18 protein-coding genes and 1 tRNA gene are annotated in these 15,309 nt (G+C 71.6%); 6 read left to right on the top strand and 13 right to left on the bottom strand.

The annotated features are described in order from the left end of the window. The first annotated feature begins 57 nt into the window (after positions 1–57). The 3 genes from KBY90_RS00315 to KBY90_RS00325 all read left to right on the top strand — a co-directional run bounded on the left by KBY90_RS00315 (position 58) and on the right by KBY90_RS00325 (position 3,716). The gene (locus KBY90_RS00315; protein WP_254966398.1) at positions 58–1,395 is read left to right on the top strand and encodes a cytochrome P450; all 1,338 of its coding nucleotides are present in this window, start codon (positions 58–60) and stop codon (positions 1,393–1,395) included. Continuing rightward, the gene (locus tag KBY90_RS00320; protein WP_254966399.1) at positions 1,395–2,075 is read left to right on the top strand and encodes a class I SAM-dependent methyltransferase; all 681 of its coding nucleotides are present in this window, start codon (positions 1,395–1,397) and stop codon (positions 2,073–2,075) included. Before KBY90_RS00315 ends, KBY90_RS00320 begins: the two co-directional genes overlap by 1 nt. 147 nt (positions 2,076–2,222) lie before the next feature. Beyond that, the gene (locus tag KBY90_RS00325) at positions 2,223–3,716 is read left to right on the top strand and encodes an alpha/beta fold hydrolase (protein ID WP_254966400.1); all 1,494 of its coding nucleotides are present in this window, start codon (positions 2,223–2,225) and stop codon (positions 3,714–3,716) included. 24 nt (positions 3,717–3,740) lie between these two features. On the opposite strand, the gene KBY90_RS00330 is transcribed toward KBY90_RS00325, so the two are convergent. Together KBY90_RS00330 and KBY90_RS00335 are read right to left on the bottom strand one after the other, a co-directional pair. Beyond that, positions 3,741–4,283 carry a BCAM0308 family protein gene (locus KBY90_RS00330; protein WP_254966401.1) on the bottom strand — a complete coding sequence of 181 codons (543 nt, stop codon included), beginning with the start codon at positions 4,281–4,283 and terminating at the stop codon, positions 3,741–3,743. Between the two features lie 120 nt (positions 4,284–4,403). Next, a tRNA-Arg gene (locus tag KBY90_RS00335) sits at positions 4,404–4,477 on the bottom strand. 93 nt (positions 4,478–4,570) lie between these two features. Here KBY90_RS00335 and KBY90_RS00340 point away from each other — a divergent pair. Beyond that, a complete protein-coding gene (locus KBY90_RS00340; RefSeq protein ID WP_254966402.1) occupies positions 4,571–5,416 on the top strand; it encodes a helix-turn-helix domain-containing protein in 846 nt (281 codons plus the stop codon). Here the strand turns inward: KBY90_RS00340 and KBY90_RS00345 are convergent. Together KBY90_RS00345 and rsmI are read right to left on the bottom strand one after the other, a co-directional pair. Then, a complete protein-coding gene (locus tag KBY90_RS00345; RefSeq protein WP_254966403.1) occupies positions 5,395–5,637 on the bottom strand; it encodes a hypothetical protein in 243 nt (80 codons plus the stop codon). The genes KBY90_RS00340 and KBY90_RS00345 overlap by 22 nt on opposite strands. Before the next feature lie 41 nt (positions 5,638–5,678). Next, entirely contained in the window at positions 5,679–6,599 is a 921-nt protein-coding gene (gene rsmI / locus KBY90_RS00350; protein WP_254966404.1) for a 16S rRNA (cytidine(1402)-2'-O)-methyltransferase, read from the bottom strand. Positions 6,600–6,643: 44 nt separating this feature from the next. Between rsmI and KBY90_RS00355 the strand changes: the two genes are divergently transcribed. Together KBY90_RS00355 and KBY90_RS00360 are read left to right on the top strand one after the other, a co-directional pair. Further along, on the top strand, positions 6,644–7,600 hold the full coding sequence (locus tag KBY90_RS00355) for a 3'(2'),5'-bisphosphate nucleotidase CysQ (protein ID WP_254966405.1): 957 nt from the start codon (positions 6,644–6,646) through the stop codon (positions 7,598–7,600). Positions 7,601–7,665: 65 nt separating this feature from the next. After that, positions 7,666–9,114 (top strand): hypothetical protein, encoded by a 1,449-nt coding sequence (locus tag KBY90_RS00360; protein ID WP_254966408.1) that lies wholly within the window; start codon positions 7,666–7,668, stop codon positions 9,112–9,114. On the opposite strand, the gene KBY90_RS00365 is transcribed toward KBY90_RS00360, so the two are convergent. From KBY90_RS00365 to KBY90_RS00405, 9 genes are all read right to left on the bottom strand, one after another. Continuing rightward, positions 9,111–11,237, bottom strand: a complete 2,127-nt coding sequence (locus KBY90_RS00365; RefSeq protein WP_254966410.1) for a polyribonucleotide nucleotidyltransferase — start codon at positions 11,235–11,237, stop codon at positions 9,111–9,113. The two genes, KBY90_RS00360 and KBY90_RS00365, sit on opposite strands and share 4 nt — an antisense overlap. A 44-nt stretch (positions 11,238–11,281) precedes the next feature. After that, complete coding sequence (gene rpsN, locus KBY90_RS00370; RefSeq protein ID WP_254966411.1) at positions 11,282–11,584, bottom strand: 30S ribosomal protein S14; 303 nt, start codon at positions 11,582–11,584, stop codon at positions 11,282–11,284. 43 nt (positions 11,585–11,627) lie between these two features. Beyond that, entirely contained in the window at positions 11,628–12,269 is a 642-nt protein-coding gene (gene nth / locus KBY90_RS00375; protein WP_254966412.1) for an endonuclease III, read from the bottom strand. Position 12,270: 1 nt separating this feature from the next. Then, the gene (gene rseP / locus KBY90_RS00380) at positions 12,271–13,359 is read right to left on the bottom strand and encodes an RIP metalloprotease RseP (RefSeq protein ID WP_254966413.1); all 1,089 of its coding nucleotides are present in this window, start codon (positions 13,357–13,359) and stop codon (positions 12,271–12,273) included. Beyond that, complete coding sequence (locus KBY90_RS00385) at positions 13,360–14,121, bottom strand: pentapeptide repeat-containing protein (protein ID WP_254966414.1); 762 nt, start codon at positions 14,119–14,121, stop codon at positions 13,360–13,362. Then, a complete protein-coding gene (locus KBY90_RS00390) occupies positions 14,118–14,339 on the bottom strand; it encodes a hypothetical protein (RefSeq protein ID WP_254966415.1) in 222 nt (73 codons plus the stop codon). Before KBY90_RS00390 ends, KBY90_RS00385 begins: the two co-directional genes overlap by 4 nt. Positions 14,340–14,474: 135 nt before the next feature. Continuing rightward, positions 14,475–14,648: a hypothetical protein gene (locus KBY90_RS00395; protein ID WP_254966416.1), complete on the bottom strand. Its 174-nt coding sequence runs from the start codon at positions 14,646–14,648 to the stop codon at positions 14,475–14,477. Between the two features lie 7 nt (positions 14,649–14,655). Next, positions 14,656–15,000, bottom strand: a complete 345-nt coding sequence (locus tag KBY90_RS00400; RefSeq protein WP_254966417.1) for a DUF5615 family PIN-like protein — start codon at positions 14,998–15,000, stop codon at positions 14,656–14,658. Positions 15,001–15,024: 24 nt separating this feature from the next. Next, positions 15,025–15,258 carry a DUF433 domain-containing protein gene (locus tag KBY90_RS00405; protein WP_254966418.1) on the bottom strand — a complete coding sequence of 78 codons (234 nt, stop codon included), beginning with the start codon at positions 15,256–15,258 and terminating at the stop codon, positions 15,025–15,027. Between the last annotated feature and the right edge of the window lie 51 nt (positions 15,259–15,309).

Below are 15,309 nucleotides of genomic sequence, written 5' to 3' on the forward strand. Positions count from 1 at the left end.
AGCGGCGCTCCGCCAGGCTGGCCCGCTGAGTGCTGGCCCGGGAGGGCCGTGCCTGCCATGACGGCCGCCGCCCCCCGCCCCCTGCCCTCCACCGGCGCCGCCAGCGGCGTGCTGGAGACGCTGGCCTTCTTCCGCGATCCGGGCTTCGCGCGACGGCGGTTCGCGCGCCACGGCGATGTGTTCGAAACCAGGCTGCTGGGCCAGCCCCTGGTGTTCATCCGCGGCCGGCGGGCGATCGAGGATCTGTTCGCCCATCCCGAGAGCCTCGAGGGCTGGTGGCCCGCCAGCGTGCGCACCCTGCTGGGCAGCCGCTCGCTGGCCAACCGCAACGGCGCCGACCACCGGGCGCGGCGGCGGGTGGTGGGCCAGCTGTTCGCCGCCGCCGCCCTGCGGCGCTACAGCCCGGCGATCGTGGCCCTGGTGGAGGAGCTGGCGGCCGAGCTGGCGGCCTCCGCAGAGCCGGTGCCCCTGGCCGATCGCCTGCGGCGCTTCGCCTTCACGGTGATCGCCACGGTGGTGCTCGGCCTGGAGGGGGACGACCGCGAGGCCCTGTTCGCTGATTTCGAGATCTGGACCCAGGGCCTCTTCTCCTTTCCCCTGGCGATCCCGGGCAGTCCCTTCGCCCGGGCCCTGGCGGCCCGCGGTCGGCTGCTGGAGCGCCTCGGGGCGGTGCTGCGGCGGGCCCAGGCGGTGGCGGGGGACCCCCTGGCCGCCGGCGGGCTGGATCTGCTCGCGGGAGGCCTGGATGAGGCCGGCCTGCCCCTGGCCGACGACGACGTGGTGGAGCAGCTGCTGTTGCTGCTGTTCGCCGGCTACGAGACCACCGCCTCCTCGCTCAGCTGCCTGATGCTGGCCCTGCTGCAGCATCCGGAGGTGGAGGGGTGGCTGCGCCAGGAGCTGGCGGGGCTGCCCTGGCCGCCGGCGGCAGAGCAGGCCACCACGGCCTATGACCCCACCCGGGCGCCGTGGCTCGATGCGCTGGTGCAGGAGGTGATGCGGCTGACGCCGCCGGTGGGGGGCTTCTTTCGCCGCGTCACCGCGCCGCTGGTGCTCGACGGGGTGCTGGTGCCGGCCGGCCGGGTTGTGCAGGTGGCCCTGGCCGCCCACAACCGCCATGCCCCCGGGGAGGCCGACATCGAGACCTTCCGGCCCCAGCGCCACCTCGATGGCGGTTGCCCGGTGGCGCTGCTGCCCTTCGGCGGCGGTGAGCGGGTGTGCCTGGGCAGGGCCCTGGCGGAGCTGGAGATCCGGCTGCTGGCGGTGGGGCTGCTGCAGCGGCTGGAGCTGGAGCTGGTGAGCGGTCAGAACCTGGAGCTGCAGGTGATCCCCAGCCCCAGCCCCCGCGATGGCCTGCTGGTGCGCCCCAGGATGGCCCCACGCGAGGTGGTGGCCTGATGCCCCAGACGGTGCAGCCGCTGATGGAGGTGCTCGGCCCGGCCGAGCGCGCCAAGCTCGACGGCGGCGACGACGCGCACTTCTACGCCGATCCCCGCTTCGTGCAGCACCTCGATGCCGCCTTCCGGGCGCGGCTCACGGCGCTCTACCGCGAGCGCATCCCGCCCGGCGCGGTGGTGCTGGATCTGATGAGCAGCTGGGTGAGCCACCTGCCCGAGGAGGTGCGCTACCGGGAGGTGATCGGCCACGGCCTCAACGCCCAGGAGCTGGCGGCCAATCCGCGCCTCGATCGCCACTGGCTGCAGAACCTCAACGCCGACCAGCGCCTGCCCCTGGCCGACGCCAGCGTGGATGCGGCGCTGATCGTGGCCGGCTGGCAGTACCTGCAGTACCCCGAGGCCATCGCTGCCGAGCTGCTGCGGGTGGTGCGGCCCCAGGGCCAGGTGATCGTGGCCTTCTCCAACCGCATGTTCTTCCAGAAGGCGCCGCGCATCTGGACCGATGGCGACGACCGTGACCATCTGGCCACGGTGGCGCGGGTGCTGATGGCCCAGGGCTGGCCCCGGCCCGAGCTGATCGCCGAGGCCACCCCGGCCCCCGGGCCCCTGGGCTGGATCGGCGCCAAGGGTGATCCCTTCTTCGCGGTGATCGCCGCCCGGGCTGAGACGGCTGCTGGTTGAAACGGCCGTTGGTTGAAAGGCTGCCGGTTGAAACGGTGGCGGGCCGAATCCGCGTTCCTCGTTAGCGTTTCCGCAGGACGCCACACCGGCATGCGCCTGTCGAGATCAGTTCCGCCTCACCGCCAGTCGTCCCTCCGCAGGCTGCTGGTGGCAGCGCTGCTGGGCGGAGGCCTGCTGACGGCCCCACCGGCCCGGGCCATCGAGGAGGTGGTGATCGAGTTTCCGGTGCTGGAGCTGGATGTCACCCTGCGGGTGGCCGAACTCGAAGATCCGGCCCTGCTCCGGCGGGGCACCAGCGACCTGGCCGAGCTGGACCGTGCCAGCGGCGGCATCCTTGGCCCCAGGCTCGTGGAGGTGTTCAGCCAGCCCGTTCCGGTGGCGGTGACCCGAATCGCCGAGGGCTCGGTGGGATCGCCGTTGTTCGAACAGGCGATGCTGGTGCTCTCCAGCCTCGGCACGGTGGAGGGGCGTCCGCCGGATCTCAGCGGCGAGGTGCTGCGGCAGGCCCTGGAGAAGGCGTCGGCTGGCGGGGAACCCACCCTGCTGTCGCTGATCAAGGCGATCCCCGGCGACCGCGTGCGGCTGGATCTCGGCCGGCTGCGGGAGGTGAGCCAGCGGATGCTCGCCCAGCGCCGGCGCAGCGAGGAGCTGATCGCCGCCGTGGCCCCGGCGCCGGTGGCCCCCGCGGCCGACCAGTCGGCCGGGCCGGCACCGATCCGGCAGGAGATCAGTCTCACCGTGCCGCATCGTCCGCAGCCGCTCGACGTGCTGCTGCTGCGGCCCTCCCAGGGTGGCAACGGCCGCCTGGTGCTGGTGTCCCATGGGTTGTGGGACAGGCCGGCCTCCTTCGAGGGCTGGGGGCGGCGTCTGGCGGCGGCGGGCTACACGGTGGCCCTGCCCCGCCATCCCGGCAGCGACCAGGAACAGCAGCAGCAGGTGCTGAGCGGCAAGCTGCCGCCGCCGTCACCGGAGGAACTGGTGCTGCGGCCCAAGGATCTCTCCGCCGTGATCGACGCCGCCGCCGACGGCCGGCTGCAGGTGAGTGGCCTGGACACGCGGCAGGTGGTGGTGATCGGCCACTCCTGGGGCGCCACCACCACGCTGCAGCTGGCCGGTCTGGCCCCCAGTGACATCGAGCTGCGCCAGCGCTGCGCCAACCTGGAGGATCCGGAGCGCAACCTCAGCTGGACCCTGCAGTGCAGCTGGCTGCAGGCGGCCGACCTGGCCGGCATCTCCGACCGCCGGGTGATCGCCGCGGTGGCGGTGAGCCCGCCCCTGGCCCTGCTCTTCCCGCGCGGTTCAGGCAGCCAGCTCCACTCCCGCGTGCTGCTGGTGAGCGGCACGCGGGACTGGGTGGTGCCCCCTGATCCCGAGGCCGTGCAGCCGGCATCGCTGGGCGCCACGCGGCACGGGCACCGGCTGGTGCTCGCCCGCGGCGGAGACCACTTCAACCTGCGCCCCGGCGACGGCCCCCAGGGGGGCGTGCTCGGCAGCCTGATGCTGGCCTGGACCGACGGTGCCTTCGCCGCCGGTGAACGGGCCCGCCCCGCCGAGGGAGCCCTCAACCTGCTCACCCGGGCGGACTGGGGCAACGCCCAGATCGCGCTGACGGATGTGAGCGAGCGGCTTCAGGCTCCCTGAGGGCGGGGCGGGGCACGGCGCGATTCAGTCGCGATGCCAGCGGCTGCGCAGCACCGTGCCCTCGTCGCTGTAGGGCGCCTCGAGGCTGCCGCCGTAGGCGGCCTCGATGGCCTTGCCGACGGCACGGGTGATGTGGGTGCCCGTGAAGCTCAGCTCCAGCGGCCCGCCGGCCATGTCGGCCGCTCCGCCGGCGCCGGATCCTCCGGTGTCGATGGCGATCAGGCGCTCCAGGGGGCGCTCGGCGCGGATGCGGGCCTCGGTGTTGTTCACCAGGCGCATGATCTCCTCGCAGTGACCGGCGAGGAAGACGCCGCTGAGGGTGAGCACGCCGGCGGGCAGGCCGTCGCGGCTGCGCTCGCAGGCCGGACAGCGGTGAGGCGTGGCCCCGGCGCCGGCGGGGTCCCAGGTCCAGCGCCCCTGGTGGTACGAGGCCTGACAGTCCGGGCAAACGGCAGGCCCGGACAGCTTGGCGGCGTCGCGGTAGGGGTCGCCGCGGTGGGCGGCCGTGTTCACACCGTCATGGCGGGGCTGGTGGGTGGGGCCGCGGCTGGAGAACATCTGGGTCATGGTGATTTCCTGATCCCTTCAACCTCTCTCTAGCCATACCGGCGAGGGCGAGCCACGGCGGAATACCCCCGCCGGAGTGCGCCCACCGGAATCCGTCCTCCCAGCAGGCCCATCCAGCAACGCCCCCTGTTGGACTCGAACCAACGACCGGCCGCTTAGAAGGCGGCTGCTCTATCCAGCTGAGCTAAGGGAGCTTCAGCGGGCCATTGTGGCAAGGGCCCGGTCGCCGGCCACGGGCCAGACGGGGCGGCACCCCTAGAGTGCCAGGCTGCGCGAACGCAACGCCGATGGCGGTCACCCGGCTCAGCGAAGCCCAGAAACAGGAGGTTGTGGCGCGGTACCGCGAGGGCCAGAGCAGCACTGAGCTGGCGGCGGCCTACGACTGCAGCGCCAACACGGTGACCCGGCTGGTGAAGGCGGCCCTCGATCCGCTCGAGTACGAGCAGCTCAAGCGGCAGCGCAGCCGGGGTCTGCGGCCGGGCCCCGCTGCCGAGGAGCCCGCCGCCGCCGCCCCCGCCCCCGCCGCAGTCAGCGACTCCCCTGACACCGTTGCATCCGTCCCCCTAGCTCCCGACACCGTTACCCCTGATGCCGTGGTCGCCGACGCAACGGACGACCTCGAGGAGGAGGAGGACGACGACGAGGACGACGACGAGGACGGGCCTGGCGTGCTGGCGATCGACGACGCCGACGACTTCGGCGTGGACGGTGAGGACGACGGTGATGCGGTGCTGGACGACGAGGGCGACGACGGCGAGGAGGGCGACGACACGTTCGTGACCGTGCCGGTGCATCTGGGCGCGGCGGTGGAGGAGCTGGTGCAGTGCCGTGCGTTCAGCGAGGCGCGTCTGCCGGCCTCGGCCTACCTGCTGGTGGACCGCACCGTGGAGCTGCAGCCGCTGGCCCTCAGCGAATGCCCGGAGCTGGGCCCGCTGCCGGAGCAGGAGGCCGAGCGCCGGGCGCTGATGCTGTTCGTGAATCCGCGCCAGGCCAAGCGCCACTGCGGCCGCAGCCAGCGGGTGATCAAGCTGCCCGATGTGAGCCTGCTGGAGCGCACCGCTCCCTACCTGCTGGCCCAGGGCATCAGCCGGGTGGTGATCGAGGGCGGCGTCTACTCCCTGCCTGGCAGCTGATCCGGGCGGCCCGCCAGCAGGGCCACGCTGCAGCCGCCGCTCACCACCCCCACCACCAGCGCCACCCCCACCAGGAAGCCCGAGGGCAACGGCGCGGTGCTGCCGGCCCCGAGCCAGAGACGGGGCCGCTCCTCCAGGTTCTGGGCGCCGAGGCAGAGGATCAGCAGCAGCAGCAGCCCACCGCCCAGGCTGGCCAGCAGCAGTCGAAGGCGAAGCAGCATGGCCCGGACGGGGAGTGCGGAAGCAGGTCGAGTCTGCCGCCTCAGGGTTCAGCCGCCTGCTCCCGGCCGTCGTGCAGCAGGCCGTAGAGCTCCCGGCGGCTGTGGCCGCTGCGCTCCGCCAGCTGGCGGGCGGCGTCGCGGCCGCTGAGCCCGCCGGCCATCAGCTGGCCCAGCTCGGCGCGCAGGGCCGCCTCGTCCCAGGCCGGCGGCGGGGCCGGCGGGGCGCCGCCCAGCACCAGGGTGCACTCCCCCTGGGGCGGCGTGCGGCGGAAGTGCTCCAGCGCGGCGCGCACCGTGGGGCCAACCTGCTGCTCGTGGCGCTTGGTGAGTTCCCGCGCCACCCGCAGGGGCCGGTCGCCCAGCAGCGCCAGCAGATCCTCGAGCAGTTCCAGCAGCCGGTGCGGCGCCTCGAACAGCACCAGCGTGCGCTCCTCCGCCGCCAGCTCCCGCAGCCGGGCCCGCCGCTGGCCGGCCTTGGCGGGCAGGAACCCCTCGAAGCAGAAGCGGCCGCTGGGCAGGCCGCTGCTCACCAGGGCGGTGGTGACGGCGCTGGGGCCGGGCACGCAGATCACCGGCAGACCGGCCTCGCGGGCGGCGGCCACCAGCGCCTCGCCGGGATCGGAGATGCCCGGCAGGCCGGCGTCGCTGATCATCGCCACCGCTTCACCGCCCCGCAGGGCATCGAGCAGTTCGGGGATGCGGCTGGCCTGGTTGTGCTGGTGGAAGCTCAGCAGCCGCGGGCCGCGGCCCTGCTCCCGGTCGCGCAGGCCGAGCTGGTGCAGCAGCAGACCGCTGCGGCGGGTGTCCTCGCAGGCGAGCCGGTCGACGCCCGCGAGCACACGACGGGCGCGGGGGCTGAGGTCGCCCAGGTTGCCGATCGGTGTGCCCACCAGATAGAGCACCCCTGGTGCGGGTTCGCTTCCGGCCGCCGATGGCGGGGCTCCATCGGATCGGTCGGGCACGTCGAGCGGGGCTCCTGCACAATGCAGGGCCCAGTCTGCTGCCGATGGCCACCCCTTCCTCAGCGTCGTCGCCCGCCGCCCTGGCCCTGCCCTCCGGCATCAGCCTTGACGCGCTGCTGGCGGAGCTGCGTCGGCTGAGCTGGGGCGCCGCCGACATCCTGCGCGCCTACGGCCGTGGCGAGCAGCCGCCCTACGGCTTCCCGCGCGCCCTGAGCGTGGAAGAGGGTGGCGAGGGGCCGGTGAGCGCGGCCGATCTGGCGGTGAACCGCTGGCTGCTCGATGGCCTGGGCCAGGCGTTTCCCGGCGCTGACTGGACGCTGCTGAGCGAGGAGACCGCCCGGGAGCAGCTCACCGCCGGTGAACCGCTGGCGGCGGAGTGGCTGTGGATCCTCGATCCGCTCGACGGCACCAAGGACTTCCTGCAGGGCACCGGCGAGTACGCCGTGCACCTGGCCCTGGCCCACCGCGGCGTGCCGGTGCTGGGGGTGGTGCTGCTGCCGGAGATGGAGCAGCTGTGGCTGGGGATCACCGAGGCCCTGGCCGGCGAGCCTGGGCAGGCCTGGTGCGAGAACCGCACCGGCGAGCGCACACCGGTGCGCTTCAGCAGCCGGCGGCAGCCGGGCGAGCTGGTGCTGGTGGCCAGCCGCAACCACCGCGACGACCGGCTGGAGCGGCTGGTGGCGGCGTTGGAGCTGGGCGACACCAAGGCGATCGGCAGCGTGGGCGGCAAGGTGGCCACGATCCTGCGCGGCGAGACGGATCTGTATGTGTCGCTCTCGGGCAAGAGCGCACCGAAGGACTGGGACATGGCCGCCCCCCACGCGGTGCTGGAGGCCGCCGGCGGCGCCTTCACCCACGCCGACGGCCGGCCTCTCACCTACAACACCGGCGACGTGCGCCAGGCGGGCTGCCTGATCGCCAGCCACGGCCCCGCCCACGCCGAGCTGTGCGCGCGGGCGGCGGCGGCGATGGCCACGATCGACCCGGGGTTCTTGGTGTGAGCGCGGTGGCGGCCCTGGGCAGCCGGATGCCGGCTGGGTAGGGTCCGCTCAGCCGGGTGTGGGCCGTGATCGATCGCAGGAACCTCGGCAACCCCTTGCGCTGGTATCTGGCGGCGGTGCTGCTGGGGATGGTGCTCAACCTGCTGGTGGGCGATCAGGTGCTGAAGTTCCACTACAGCCGGCTGGTGCAGCTGCTGCCGGCGCTGGGGCTGCTGGCGTGGTGTTTCCGGCCCCAGCCGCCGGCCTTCTTCCGTGAGCCGGTGATCAGCGGCTGGTATGGACTGGGACTGGTGGGTTTTGCCCTCACGGCTCTGGTGGGGGGCTTCCTGGGGCCGATCCCATGGATCTCACTGGCCTTCCTGGGGCTGGCGCTGCTGCAGTTCGGCCTTCTGCCGCTGCTGCGGCCGGCCTGGCAGCGGCACGGGCCCGACACGCTGCGCGTGCTGGCGCTGTTCGCCCTGGCGGTGCTGGGGATCGACGTGGGCATCTGGCTGGCTGTGACCATCCAGGGCCAGACCCCCTACGCCTACACCTACTGGCTCACGCCACAGAGCTCCCTCGACCATGTGCCCTACCTGCATCTGAATGTGCGCTGGGCCAATCAGCTGCCGGTGCTGCTGATCTGGAGCTTCGTGCCGCTCCTGCAGCAGCTGCAGCAGGGCGAGATCCGGCGGCTGCGCTGGTTCTGGTGGCCGGTGTGTGCTGCGATTCCGCTGCTGGGAATGGCCCAGATCCTGTTCAGCAACGGCGATGGCGCCTTCCTGGCGGCGGCGGCGGCCACGGCGCTGATGGCCCTGCTGGGCTGGCGCGGTGACGGAGCGCAGCGCCGCCTGTGGTGGAGCGCCACGGTGGCGATGCTGGCCGCCGTCCTGGTGGCCGGGTTCGGCGACTGGCTGCTGGACGGCAGCCGCTTCTTCGTGGGCGGGCTGGTGGAGCGCAACGTGAGCGAGCTCAGCGAAGGTCTGGAGCGCGAGGGCATGCGCCTGGGTGTGTGGCGGCAGCACCTGCGGGCGGCGCTCGGGTCGCCGCTGTGGGGCGGCGGCATCCAGGCCCTGCCGCCGGAGCGCACGCTGTGCACCCCCCACAATCTCTGGGTGGGGCTGCTGCACTGGACGGGCCTTTTGGGCACGGGCTGCGCCCTGCTGCTGGCGGGCGCCTTCGTGCCGCGGCGCTGGAGCCAGCTGGCCCGCCTGTCCCGGGCGGCACCGCTGCTGGCGGCCTTGTTCGTGTATCAGCTAGTGGACGACATCTGGCTGCGGCCCTTCGCGCTGGCGGTGCTGCTGGTGGTGCTGCCGGGGCTGCTGGCCGGCGTGCCGGAGCCTCCGCCACAAACGAGCCAGCCGCTCCAGCCGGGGTGGCTGAAGCGGCTGGCGTTTCCGGCGGTGACCTACCGCTTCCTCACCCTGCTGGGGGTGCTGCTGGTGGTGGTGTCGTTCGTGCTGCCGGAGGGGGTGCAGATCGGCCCCTCGCCGCTGGTGCAGCAACGCGGGGCCGAGTGCCTGCTGTTCTTCTAGACCGGCAGCGGCGCGTCGGGCTGGGGGACGCCGCGGAGGGTGAGGTTGATGCGGCCGCGGTTGTCGATCTCGCGCACGCGCACGGTCACCTGGTCGCCCACGTTGACCACGTCCTCCACCTTCTCCACCCGCTCCTCGCTCAGCTGGGAGATGTGGATCATGCCCTCCTTGCCGGGGAGGATCTCCACGAAGGCGCCGATGGGGATCACGCGGGTGACGCCGCCGGTGAACACCTCGCCCTCCGAAACCCGGCGGGTGAGGCCCTCGATGATCCGCTGGGCCTCCTCGGCCGCGGCACCGTCGTGGCTGGCGATGGTCACCACGCCGCCGTCCTCGATGTCGATCTTGGTGTTGGTGCGCTCGGTGATGCCCTTGATCGTGCGGCCGCCGGGGCCGATCACGGTGCCGATCAGCTCCGGATCGATGCGGAAGCTGAGCAGGCGCGGGGCGTGGGGGCTGAGGGTGTCGCGGGGCTTGTCGATCGCCGCCAGCATCTTCTCGAGGATGTGCAGGCGGGCGGGACGGGCCTGGTTCACCGCCTCGGCCACGGTCTTCACGGCCAGGCCGGTGATTTTCATGTCCATCTGAAGGGCGGTGATGCCCTTGTCGGTGCCGGCCACCTTGAAGTCCATGTCACCGAGGAAGTCCTCGATGCCCTGGATGTCGGTGAGGATGCGCACCTCGTCGCCCTCCTTGATCAGGCCCATGGCGGCCCCGCTCACGGGCGCCTTGAGGGGCACGCCGGCATCCATCAGCGCCAGGGTGCTGCCGCACACCGAGCCCATGGAGGTGGAGCCGTTGGAGCTGAGGCACTCCGACACCACGCGCAGCACGTAGGGGAAGGATTCCTTGGGCGGCAGCACCGGCACCAGGGCGCGCTCGGCGAGGGCGCCGTGGCCGATCTCGCGCCGGCCAGGGCTGCGCATCGGCTTGGTCTCGCCGGTGGAGTAGGGCGGGAAGTTGTAGTGGTGCAGGTAGGTCTTCTCGGTGGACGGGTTGAGGTCGTCCAGTTCCTGGGCGTCGGAGGGGGTGCCGAGGGTGGCGCAGGAGAGCACCTGGGTGAGGCCGCGCTGGAACAGGGCCGAGCCGTGCACGCGCTTCGGCAGCACGCCGGCGGCGGCGCTGATCGGGCGCACCTCGTCGAGGGCGCGGCCGTCCACGCGCTTGCCCTCGTTGAGGATCTGACCGCGCATCAGCTGCTTGGTGAGGGCCTTGAAGGAATTGCCCAGGGCCTTGCCGGCGGCGGCCACACGCACCGGCTCGTCCTCGGCCAGGCCGGCGATCTTACCGGCCACCTCGGCCTTGATGGCATCGAGGCGGCTGTCGCGCTCCTCCTTGCTGAGCTCGAAGTGCTTGAGCACCTCACCGATGGCGGCGGAGCACTCCTGCTCCAGGTAGGCGGGCAGGGTGGTGTCCACGGGCTGGGGCTCGGGGATCACCTGCTCGATGCCCAGGTCCTTGAGCAGGGCCTGCTGGGCCTTGATCAGCTCGCACACCGCCTCGTAGCCGAAGTCGATGGCCTCGATCACGTCCTGCTCGGGCAGCTGGTTGGCGCCCGCCTCCACCATGATCACGCCCTCGGGCGTGCCGGCCACCACCAGATCGAGCTCGGAGCGCTCGATCTCACGGAAGCTGGGGTTGAGGATGAAGTCGTCGCCCAGCAGCCCCACGCGCACGGCGGCCATGGGCCCGTGGAAGGGGATCCTGGCCAGCAGGGTGGCCAGGGAGGCGCCGGTGACGGCGAGCACATCGGGCGGCACCCGCTCATCGAGCGACAGGCAGGTGGCCACGATCTGCAGGTCGTCGCGCATCCAGCCCGGGAACAGGGGCCGCATGGGGCGGTCGATCAGCCGGGCGGTGAGGGTGGCGCGCTCGGGGGGGCGGGATTCGCGGCGGATGAAGCTGCCGGGGATGCGACCGGCGGCGTACAGCCGCTCCTCGTAGTCGCAGATCAGGGGCAGGAAGTCGATGCCTTCACGGCCGCCGGAGCGGGTGGCCGTGACCAGCACAGCCGTGTCCCCGCATTCGATCATCACCGAACCGCCGGCCTGGGGCGCGAAGCGGCCTGTGGTCAGCCGGATCTCCCGACCATCGAAGGAGATCGACTGAGTCTGTCCTTGCACTGGGCGTTATCTCTCTTTGTCGCGAGAGATTCTCGCACCCGGGGTCACCAGGACGACTTGACAACCCCTGGCAGCTCGCCCTTGTGGGCCCGCTCGCGCAGCTGGTTGCGGCAGAGGCCGAAGTCGCGGTACACGCCGCGGGGCTTGCCGGTGGCCCAGCAGCGGTTGCGGATGCGGCTGGGGGCGCTGTTGCGGGGCAGGTTCTGGATCTTGCGGTGGATCTCCAGCCGCTCCATGGGATCGGCGGCCGCGGCGAAGGCGGCCTGGAGGGCGGCGCGCTTGGCGGCGAAGCGCTGCACGAGCTTCTTGCGCTTCTCGTCGCGCGCGATCATCGACTTCTTCGCCATGCGGGCTGCGGAACCTGGGTGTGCGGAGCCATCCACCATACCGCTAGGGGTGGCTGGGGCAGAGGTGAGCGATGGGGCAGGCGGGGCACTGCGGTTTGCGGGCGGTGCACACGGCGCGGCCGTGGAAGATCAGGCGGATCGAGAGGTTCTGCCACTCGGGCCGGGGCACCAGCTTCATCAGATCGGGCTCGATCCGGCCCGGTTCGCTGTGGCGCGACAGGCGCAGGCGCTGGGCCAGGCGGCTCACGTGGGTGTCCACGGTGACGCCGGCGTTGATGCCGTAGGCCCAGGCCAGCACCACCGAGGCGGTCTTGCGGGCCACGCCGGGCAGCTCCAGCAGCTCCTCCATCGTCTGCGGCACCACACCGCCGTGGCGATCGATCAGCAGCCGCGAGGCGCCCACGATGTTCTTCGCCTTGTTGCGGAAGAAGCCGGCGGATTTCACGTAGGGCTCCACCTCGCCGGGCTCGGCGGCGGCGGCGGCGGCTGCATCAGGGAAGCGCGCGAACAGGGCCGGCGTGATCCGGTTCACCCGCTCGTCGGTGCACTGGGCCGAGAGCATGGTGGCGATCAGCAGCTCGTAGGGGGTGCGCCAGTCGAGCGAGCAGGTGGCGTGGGGGTAGAGCGCGCCCAGCCGCTCGAGGATCTGCGGGGCGCGGCTGCGGGCGCTGGGGAAGCGCGGCATCTCAGCGGGCCAGGAGCTGCTGCACTGCGGGCAGCTGGGAGGTGTCCTTGACGATCAGCACCAGGCTGAGGCCCACCAGGAACACGAAGCCCGACTGCATGAAGGCCATCTGGAAGCGCTCGGGCAGGGGCCGGCCGCGCAGGCCCTCGAGCAGCAGCAGCACGAACTGGCCGCCGTCGAGCAGGGGCAGGGGCAGGGCGTTGAGCACCGCCAGGTTGATCGAGATCAGGGCGGTGAACAGGAACAGGCTGCCGCCGCCCTGCTGGGCCAGGGAGGCGCCCATCTCCACGATCTTCACCGGCCCGCTCACCTGGCCGGCGGTCTCGCCGAAGTGGGTGAGCAGGGTGAGGAAGCCGCCGGCGGTGCGGCCCAGCAGAGTGGTGAAGTCGTGGTTGGCCTGGCGGATCGGCTCCAGGGGCCCGCGGGCGGGCCGGTAGGCCTCGCTGCCGAAGGGCTGCAGCTGGGCGCCCACGCGGCCGGTGCCGCCCTGATCGGCGGGGGTGAGCCGCAGCTGCACCGGAGCGCCGCTGCGCTCGGCCACCAGCTCCAGCGACTGGCCGGGGGAGGCCTGGATGCGCTGCACGAGCTCGGCCACCGCCTGCGAGCCGCCGGCGAGGGGGGTGCCGGCGAGGCTCACGATGCGGTCGCCGGCCTGGAGGCCGGCGAGGGCGGCGGGCTGGCCGGCCTGCACGCCGCTCACCAGCACGCCGGGGGTGGCGCTGAAGCCGGCGGGGATGCCCACGAAGGTGCTCTGGGCCACCAGCACCAGCCAGGCCAGCAGCAGGTTGGCGAGCACACCGGCGGCGATCACCAGGGCCCGCTGGGGCAGGGGGCGGTTGGTGAGCAGGTCGGGGTCGTCCTTGGGGATAGCGGTGCCGGCGTCGTCGTCGGGGAACGACACGAAGCCGCCCAGGGGAATGGCCCGCAGGGCGAACTGCACGCCGCGGCGGCGGCGCTGCAGCAGCACCGGCCCGAAGCCGATCGAGAAGCCGCTGACGCGGATGCCCTGCCAGGTGGCGGCGAGGAAGTGGCCGGCCTCATGCACCACGATCAGGCCGGCGAGGATCGCCAGAGCCGCCAGAACACCCATTCAGGTCGCGTCGCGTCGGACGTCCATTGTGGGGCCGCTGGCGGCTGCACCGCTGAACGGCAGTGGCCTGTCGGCGAGGGTGCCGCTGAGGTCGGCCTCCTGGAAGTCGGCGCCCTCGAGGCGGGCGCCGCGCAGATCGGCCTGGCTGAGGCGGGCCCGGGCGAAGCGGGCGCCGCTGAGATCGGCCGCGGAGAGATCGGCGCCAGTGAGGTCGGCGTCGCTGAAATCGGCCCCCTGCAGATCCACGCCGTGCAGGTCGGCATGGCGCAGCACCGTGCCGGAGAAGTTGGCGCCGCGCCAGCGGCTGAAGGGAATGCGCAGGCCCTCGAGGTTGGCGCGCTGCAGATCGAAACCGTCCTGCCAGATCCCATCGGCGGAGAGATCCTCGATGGCGCGGATGCGGCCGAGGCTGTTGGTGGCGCCACCCTCGCGCTGGGCGAGCAGCAGATCGAACATCTCGTGATGCTCCCGCTCCTTGCGCTTGCCGGCTTCGAAGATGTACACGAAGGCGGCGGCCACGATGCTGAACGACTCGACGTTGCCGATGTCGATGATGTCGAGATAGTTGCTGGTGAGGCAGTCCTGCGCGAGCTGGGAGTCGTGGCAGTTCTGGAAGCGGTTCACCGCCGAGAGCAGGGCGAAGGAGCAGGCCGCGGCGATCAGCACCCGGAAGCGGAAGGAGCGGTCGAGATAGCGAAAGAAGGGCGAGCACCGGCGGCGCTGCTGGCGTTGATACCAGGTGGTGGCGGGTTTGCTTCTCATGGGGTGCGGGATGGGGTTGCGGCCGCATGGGCCAGGGCGCGATCCAGGCGCTGCCGCTGCTTGGGTTCGTGGAGCCAGAGCTCCGCATCGGGAATGGTGATGGCGGTTTTGATCAGCCACACCCCAGGCTCAGGTGATTCCACGAGCATGGTGCGGCCAGCCCACTCCTTGCCCAGGGAGATCTGACCACTGGCGCCCACCTGCTTCACCACAGCCATCGTTCATGCCTTCATGCGTTGGTGCCAGTGCAAGGGGGCTGCTGCGGAGTGCTGATCGGGGCCAATCGCGATCTGTACAGCCTGTACAGGTTGGATCACCCTTGCCATCAAGCCTGAGTGGATGTTGATCGCTGCCTACACCGCCACGGGGAGCTGGGCCTTGAACGGCTCGGCCAGCAGCCTGGCCAGCCCCGCCGGGTTGCGGATGTCCCTGAGGGTGGGGTGGCGAAACAGGATCGCTCCGGTGTCGGCATCCAGCAGCCGCTCCATGCCTTCCAGCTGGGTGCTCAGCTGTTGGGATTGATGCATCGGTTGCTCATGTCTTGCGCAGGATCAGCAGGGAGGTGGTCGGTTCTGCAATGAAGGATTCGATGGTGGAGCAATCCCTGAGAAGGCACTGCAGGATCTTGGCCGTGCTCGTGTTGCCGACCAGGAGCCAGACCACCTTGGGTGGCGAACCATGAAGGAGGCTCAAGCCTTTGAAATCGTCATCCTTGGTGACAACTGTGAATCCTGTCTTACCGGCGAGTACCCAGATCTTCTGATCGGAAGCCCCCTTCAGCCCTAAGTCTCGGACATGAGCGCTGCCAGGGAATGCATCGGATAGTGCTGCCGCGAGCCTTGGGCTGAGATTTTCATCGAAAAGCAACCGCCCTGCCATCACCAGATCAGGAAGCTGCGGGGCTCAGGCCACGGTGAGTGCGCTGAGGCGCTTCTCGCGATCTGCCGCGTAGCGCAGAACGGCCTGGATGTGTTTCGCTTGCAGATCGGGGAAATCAGCGAGAAGTTCGTCAGGGCTCATGCCACTGGCGAGGTACTCCAGAACATCCGAAACCGTGATGCGCGTTCCGGCTACGCATGGCTTGCCGCTGCGTACCCCTGGGGTGCAGGTGATCAGGGTGCTGGGCTGGCTTGTCATGCTCGGCGGCTGGCGAGGGAATCCAGTAGCGGCATTCTGCCGTGCCATTCC

Source organism: Cyanobium sp. CH-040, assembly GCF_024346135.1.
Taxonomy (GTDB): Bacteria; Cyanobacteriota; Cyanobacteriia; order PCC-6307; family Cyanobiaceae; genus NIES-981.